A 7,560-nucleotide genomic window follows, 5' to 3' on the forward strand; every position below is an offset into this window, starting at 1 on the left:
GTAATCACTCCCTATATTGGTTGGAATTAGCTACTACCATTGTAAGTGATTGCTTTGGGCTTTTTAATTTCTGTTCGGATTAATTATAGAATTTGCCATCTAACACTTTCAAATCTGACGTGGTCGCATTTGCATGCAATCCTTGTAAAATCCGCTTCAAAACTGTTCGTTTCGTGATTCCTTCATTTTCCTTATCTTCAGAGAACAAGCTTACTGGCAGTTCTTCAAACCGTTGTTTTCCAGCTTTTACTTTTTCTCTAAACCCATTCTTGTCATACAAGTCAAAGTGCTTATCCATTGCCACTACAATTTCATCGAATGCATCATTTAATGCCTGATTTTCAGCTTCCTCTGATAATTTTTTATCGATAAAACTCTTATCTCGATTAATCACAGCTAATACTTCATTCGACAAAACAAGCTGTCTTGCATTGTATTTATAAGTATCACTTCCTAAAGTAAATAGTTGATTATTATCTAAAATCAACTGACGATATCTGACCTTCGGAACTATTACTTCAAAATCGTCATTCTTCGAAAGCAACTTCGGACTTAAAATATTGTAAATTTTTTCCGTATATTGTGATGACTTGACGTCCATCCCTTGTAATTGCGAAATAGCCGCAGTTGGTACGCCAACAACTAGATACTTAGTTTTCTTACCCTTAGTAACCTTAACAATCGCCATAAAGGCTGAGGTTTGCCCTGAATAACCACCGTATAATTCAGTTGGTCGATTGTCTTTGGCTGGAATCAATTTCTTAGAACCTTGACCACTGGCTTTATCATCACTAGCCTTGTACAAGGTTTGATCAAACAAAGCCCCGTGCCGTTCACTTACTTCACGCGAAATTAAGATCTTCTTGAAAGCAAATAAGTGGCGGATATAGGCTAAATCCTGTGGCTTATTCCAGATTTTCTCCCCCGTATCTTCAACGGCTACTTGGTCTTTGTGTTTCAATGCCCATAGGAAGTTGAAGTTGGTTAGATTAGCCTGCTTTTGAGAAAACTTCTTAAACTCACCGTAAACGAAGTATGGTCGTAATTTAGGATATCGTTTCAGTAAGTAAGTCCCTACAAATGCCGTTAGATAGGCATCAAAAGCATGATGATAATCATTCACATCACGGTTCTTGATCAAGCTAAAGTCTTGGCGCATTTGGTGAGTCAACCCCGCTTTGACAGAAACAATCTCAACCTTTTCGTCGGCTTGATCAAACTCACTGGCCAGAATTTCAACGGCAAGTTTGATAACCTGGCGAGTTTCAACTAGTTGCCGGTTAATAAATCCTTGCTGGTCGTAAGCCGTCATTGAATTAGGTGTCATCATTAGCCGATGAAATTTGCCCTTACTTAATAGACCTTGGTTGCGCATCATTTCCCAGGTTTCTTTCATGCTGCCTCGATAAAGTTCACTTGGTAGACTGTTCCCCTTTTCCCGGTTATCCTTTTGATTAGTTAAAACCCGGTTATCTAAGGAATTATCCACTGTGAACGATTGTGGCAAAATATGGTCAATATCGTAAGCGGATAAGTTATCAATATTAATTTTCTTTCCCGAATACATATCAATGCCGCCTTGCATAAAGTACAGGAACAAGCGGTCATGGAATAAGCGCTTTTCATTAATACTATCTTTCAGCTCAGCCCGAATCTTATCGTCAACAAGGAGATTTTGAGTTACCTTTTCGTAAGCGTTCTCCACTTGCCGTTGACGTTGGATCGACCGTTGCGGGGTAGACTCATTTTCCCTGGCAAACTCGACAAAAATTCGCTTTGGTGCTTCACCATGGAAAGCCTTCTTAATGTCTTCCACCACTAACAAGGTTTGACGAATAGCCTTTTTATTTTGTGGCGAGGTGTACAACTCATTGATGATGCCCTGAACACTTTGGGTATTATCCAAGAATTCTTTATTTTCTGCCGCAATCTTTTCTGAAAAATCATTCTGCGCCTGAATTTGCATAAAGTTACTCGTGGTTTCCCACAGGTAATCCATAATGGAACGATGTCCTTCATCTCGCAAACCGATTAACAGCTTTTCAGATAGTCGTCCCCAACCACGGTAACGCTTCACAGCTAACCGATCCTTCTGGTCTGTTGTGAGCCAGCTTAATGAATCCAATTTTTCTCGATAGATATGCTTATCTTCGAAGACGGTTGACCATCGAATAATCTTTTCAAAGTCCTCCGCCCGTTCTGGATCATTCACCACATTTCGATCAAATATCTTCATTAAATCATGATAAGTCGTTAATCCGCTTAAGAATTTCTTTTCATCAGCTAATCCCTTAATTTCGGGTACTTCGCTAGCTTCACTTTCACTAACCAAGTATGTTTGCAGATTTTTAATTGAAACAGTCGTTTGTTTTTCAAACAAATCGTGATAAATTTTCTGCTTCAGTTCCGGTGTAATGGCATCCCCATTAATCTTTACCTTATTCAGCTCATTCAGCACTTCATATTTTTGATAAATCAAGCTATGTGCTGGCAGCACATCCTCATTCAAGAGATAAGTATCCATCGTTGTCATGCGGTTAATGAATTCAGTGGCGCTAGCTGCCCTATCCACTTTCTGATCAAAGTTCCAAGGAGTGATTTCCCCTTTTTCTTCTTTTCTGACCATCCAGGCAAACTTGCTCCCATATTTCTTTTGTTCCTCAGACGTCACTAAAGGTCCAACATAATAGGGCACACGGAAGGTAACCAGTTCATCAATCTTATATGGTGCCACTTTTCGACGACTCTCATTTGGATTCACATCTGCCAACCAAGGGTAGTATTGCTTTTGATTTTCAATAATCCGATCCAACTCTTTTTGCTGAATTTGGTGTGGAATCCAACCATTCGACTTGCTACGTTGCTTCGGCATAAACTCGTTTTTGTCAATTAATGCCAAAATTTGGTGGGCTGCCTCAGAATCATCTAGATTTTTCTTAATAGCCTTATAAAAATCATCAACTGGCGTTTTCTTACCTTTCACACCATCGATATAGCCATCATAAGCTGCTTGTAATCCAGCTGCCTTTTCCGCGTCTGTGTTATGAATGATATCTCGAAGTAGCTTCAAATGATCAGCATGATCTTCGTAGCGTTGAATCATCATTTCAGAGAGCGAAACACCCTCCGGCATGTTCACTGCCAAACGAATGAGTGACCGCAAGCTCTTAAGAATCTCAATCAAATCCTGAGTTGCTTCAGTCATATCGCCTTCGAGCTGCTCGATGTCTTCATCAAAAGTTTCTGAATCGAAAGTCAGTGCCCACAACTTGGCTTCTTCCTTGTCTAATTCAAGCCCTGCCAGTACATCGAATTTCGCTTTATTGCCGACAATCGCTTTCAAAAGTTCGGTCGCAATTCCCTTGAATCGTTTTTCAGTAATTTTATCTGTGCTCGGAACGTAAATGTCTGGAGTCAGTGTCCGTTGGCGATCTTGAGCACTTCTTTGACTATCAATTAAAACGGCTTTGACATCTTCCAAGTTGTCCAACCGGAGCACAAAGGGAACTTCCAGATTAATTGATTCAAACAACTCATTTAATCGACTGAATTTCCCTGCCAAATCTAATTCCCCGACCTCAAAATCCGTAACGGTACCACCTTCAAGAAAATGGCCACGGTACTTCACAATATGATGCATCGCTAAATAGATTTCTCGAATATCAAATTGGCGCTTTTCAGTCTTTAGCGCCTGACGAAGATGGTAAATCGTTGGATAGTTCTCATAGAACTCTCTGTCACTTCGGTCATTGAAAAGAATATCGCCTGGAAAATGTTTATTAGAATCTTTTGGCGAAATATTTGATTCCTTCAAACGCATGAAAAAGGACTCATCTATTTCGTTAATGTGAGGTTCAAAAATCCCTCTAAGTAGCCGTAATCGCCACTTTCTCCGACTTAATCGGCGGCGAGTTGTCCGCAAGCCCCGTCGGTCAGCTGCGGTTTTACCTTCATCAAATAGTCGAGTCCCGATGACGTTCTTCCCCTTAGCCCGCACAACTCGATATTGATCATCCACCGCCACAAATCCAACCGATGATGAACCGATATCTAATCCAATTGAATACTCTTTCATCATGACTACCTCCGTTTTGTTAACTTTTATACAATTAATAATACGCTAAGGAATTAGCTAATAAAAGCTACTTTATAATTCGTTCTAAAAGGGCGTCTACCTGGTTACCACCATTGGAATAAGGTAACCGTCAACCAAACTGCAATCAGCAATGAAACTCTAGTGACCATGAATCATGAAAGTGACCAACTTACCCAAGCCAACAAAAAGCCTCCACACATCCCCGTGTGAAGGCTTTTCTTATGGTCTCGCGTACTGATTTCCTCTCGACGCTCGCTGGGCACCTTGAGACATCGCCTGCGATTCCGTTACATATTGATAATTACCAGGATTCGTTACTCGTGAATAGTACTTGTCAGAGTCCGATACGTAAACCATTCCCTGACCCGCAATCGTCCACTCACCACTCTTAGTTGGTGAATGACTAGTTTGACTCGACTGGGCGGTACTTGTCGATTTCTTCGGTGTAGCAGTCGTTGGCTTACGTGCTGGCACGTATTCCTTGGCATCGCTACTCCCATCAGAATAATCAAGCTGAATGCCTTCAACCGAGTTGATTACGACGATTTCAGTATTGATGACTCCATCTGATGACTTAATATCAACGACAGAACCGCGTGGTACTTCTTCCTTAGCATGATATAGCGGTGTGGTTTCGTAGTGAATCGTATTGGTCGTGTTGGGATGACTTTCCCAGTAGTCCTCCGCGGTTTCTTCCGCGTAACGCATACCACCGTTTTGGTCCGCCCCAACGTTCTGTGGGCGTGTCCCCGTCGTAAAATTATTCTCAGACGTGTACGACTTGGCCCCCAGTAAGCTATCCCCGATCGAATGGCTTCGGTTAAACAAGTATCCGTGGTAAGTGCGCCCGGTCAGTTGATAGGTAATCGCCACCCGTGGATTATCGATTGGCCAGCCGACCGGATCCAGTGGACTTCCCTGTCTAGAGCCCCGTGACGACTCGCACTCCTTATACGTTAAAACGGCTTTAGCAGTCGATGCCCGTCCTAACGAGTCCCCCGCAAAATGGTAATCGCCCGCCTTTAGATTGGGACTCACTTCAAATCGAGCCTTACCATTCGTCCAGTAATAATCTCCGTTTGGTCCAGCCGACTCATGGTTGGTGTAACTGACTAGCTTGGACAATAAGACCTGATTATCATTAGCCTTCACTGCCTTCTTGACAACCTTTTTCACTTTCGGTTGTGCCTTTGACTCTGATTCAGCATGATGCTCTGACTTCTTGACGGTAGCCTGTTGCTCGGCCTGATGATCCGGTTTAGTCTGCGAATCCGCACTCGGTCCGGTAAATAGACTAATTAAAATAGCGACCACGAAGGCTACAATCGCGTATTGCCCCGTGTGACGGCTATTGGTGCCCTTCACTCTGGTAACCACCCAAACAATTGCTAATATGATTGCGGCGAAGGTCAGCAACCCACCAATCGCCTCAAAGAAACTTGTCATCTTACATCCTCCTGATAGTTAACAGCGTTTATTACTTTAAGTTTATGATACCGTAAATTTAAATTTTTCTAAATCATCAATTTATGACCTACTTAGGCCAGTAAAAAAGCACCTCGTCGTTGGACGAAGTGCCTCCTCTACACATTATTCAGTTATTCCGCTACCTTCATGCTGTTATTAACCTGAACGAATTGTTCAAATGACGCAAAACATTGATCTAAGAAATGGATTGTCTTTTCATTTGTTAAATTGCCAGCTTCGTTAAGCTGTTGTTTAGCAAAGCTCAACATGAATTGATTTCCGGACAACACCCGTGCATTCACACCCGGTGAGTTCAGGATTTCTCTTAATTGGGTTTGCGCCCAAGACGTCCCCTGTTGTCCAAGTGAAGCGCCGATAATCATGACTGGCTTATCCACAAATGGGTGCGCTGCGTATGATAACCATTCGATGCAGCTCTTCAAAGCGGCGGGAATGGAATGGTCGTACTCGGGTGTCGCAATAATAACACCGTCCGCACCATCGATTGCATTGGCCAAATCCATGACCGATTCAGGTACTGGGCCTTCGTTTGATTCACAAAACATCGGTAAGTCCCGAATTTCGCGAGCTTCAATTTCTACTTGGTCCGCAAAGTGCTTAGCCATGTAGTTCAGTAAAATGCGATTGTACGAAAAATTAGCATTATTACCAACGATTCCAATAAGTTTCATTCTAATTCTCCTTTATTCTGAAACGAGTTGATCATGCTTCATGTAGGCGACAGCATTCTTTCCGGAATTACGTCCTGAGTAGAAAGCGTAACCGACACAGGTTCCTGGCATGTTAGGACCATAAGTATCCCCAACTAAACCAGATGAGTCGTTTCCGGCAGCGTAAAGGCCACCGATGACTTTACCGTCATCTGAAAGTACTTCGTTTTCAGTGGTAACTTGGAGACCACCCATTGTACAGAAAGCACCAACGTTGAGTGAGAAACCGTAGAATGGACCTTCAGCAACCGGCACAAGATAATCTGCATCCTTACCAAAGTCTTCATCAATGCCTGCTTCACTGTAGCGATTGTATGTTGAAATAGTTGAAGTCAACTTGTCTACTGGTAAATTCATCTTTTCGGCTAATTCTTCAATGGTGTCCGCTTTGAAAATATATGGCTTATCAGCAGCAACTGCGGCATCCAATTCATCTTGGAGCTGAACCATCTTTTCGCCACAAAACAAAGTACCCGGCCACCATCAACACCACTTCAATTAAAAAGAGTCCAGTAAAGTTGTTACCGCTAATTGCTGCAGCAGCCAGATAAATCACATACATGAACGGACCACGTTGCTCAAATAAATCCCGGTACGGCCATTCACCATGAAGCCACGCTTTACCAATCGTAAAACTCACGTTGGTATCGTCCCACTGATTCGTCTGAAAAATCGGCGAACTCTCGGTTACAAAAAAAGCGGATGCCAGTATTAATACCGGAATCAGCCAATCGAGTCTATAGCGCTTTTGAAGTTTATCTACCTGATCCATAATCCGTCCCCTTACGGCGGAAAACCCACCATGATGTCGCAGCCAATCCTAGTATCAATCCGCCCAGTACAGCCTATGTGGCGCCAATAGTCTCGCCTGTCTGTGGTAAGTGACTCGCAGTGCTCACACGGTGCTGTGGTTTAGGTACGTGAACCTTATGTGGCGTGTCTACGTGACCTGCCGTGCCACCTGATTCCGTTGTACTGACGACATTGTAACTATCAGCGTAGACTTGCTGATTAACGCTAATGATCATTAACATGGCCACCATGCCTCCGATCAGTATCTTTAATTTCTTCTGAAACATGTGCCCATCTCCCTACTTTAAGTTGTGCACAACTGATTTATTATTTATAACTATTCTACCACAAAAAAAGCCTCACCCACTTTTGCGGGTTGAAGTGAACCCCCGAGATTGGACAACAATCTCGGGGGTTTTATTATGACTAAATTTAATTTAGAGTTACGAATTTCTATTGTGACACAATATTTAA

Annotated in this window: 5 protein-coding genes and 1 pseudogene; all 6 read right to left on the minus strand. The window is 42.6% G+C overall.

Going from position 1 to position 7,560, the window contains the following annotated elements:
• Positions 1–79: 79 nt before the first annotated feature.
• Positions 80–4,075 carry a type II CRISPR RNA-guided endonuclease Cas9 gene (gene cas9, locus LOSG293_RS09225; RefSeq protein ID WP_160171724.1) on the minus strand — a complete coding sequence of 1,332 codons (3,996 nt, stop codon included), beginning with the start codon at positions 4,073–4,075 and terminating at the stop codon, positions 80–82.
• A gap of 240 nt (positions 4,076–4,315) precedes the next feature.
• Positions 4,316–5,542 carry a DNA/RNA non-specific endonuclease gene (locus tag LOSG293_RS09230; RefSeq protein WP_034529660.1) on the minus strand — a complete coding sequence of 409 codons (1,227 nt, stop codon included), beginning with the start codon at positions 5,540–5,542 and terminating at the stop codon, positions 4,316–4,318.
• Between the two features lie 152 nt (positions 5,543–5,694).
• The gene (locus LOSG293_RS09235; protein WP_034529663.1) at positions 5,695–6,255 is read right to left on the minus strand and encodes an NADPH-dependent FMN reductase; all 561 of its coding nucleotides are present in this window, start codon (positions 6,253–6,255) and stop codon (positions 5,695–5,697) included.
• Between the two features lie 12 nt (positions 6,256–6,267).
• Positions 6,268–6,753, minus strand: a pseudogene (locus LOSG293_RS10175) (FAD-binding protein); the annotation flags it as partial.
• Entirely contained in the window at positions 6,725–7,066 is a 342-nt protein-coding gene (locus LOSG293_RS10395; RefSeq protein WP_034529670.1) for a hypothetical protein, read from the minus strand. The pseudogene LOSG293_RS10175 and the gene LOSG293_RS10395, both read right to left, overlap by 29 nt.
• A gap of 73 nt (positions 7,067–7,139) precedes the next feature.
• Positions 7,140–7,328, minus strand: a complete 189-nt coding sequence (locus LOSG293_RS09245; RefSeq protein ID WP_152551137.1) for a hypothetical protein — start codon at positions 7,326–7,328, stop codon at positions 7,140–7,142.
• Positions 7,329–7,560 lie beyond the last annotated feature (232 nt).

This window comes from Secundilactobacillus oryzae JCM 18671, assembly GCF_000740055.1.
GTDB classification, from domain to species: Bacteria; Bacillota; Bacilli; order Lactobacillales; family Lactobacillaceae; genus Secundilactobacillus; species Secundilactobacillus oryzae.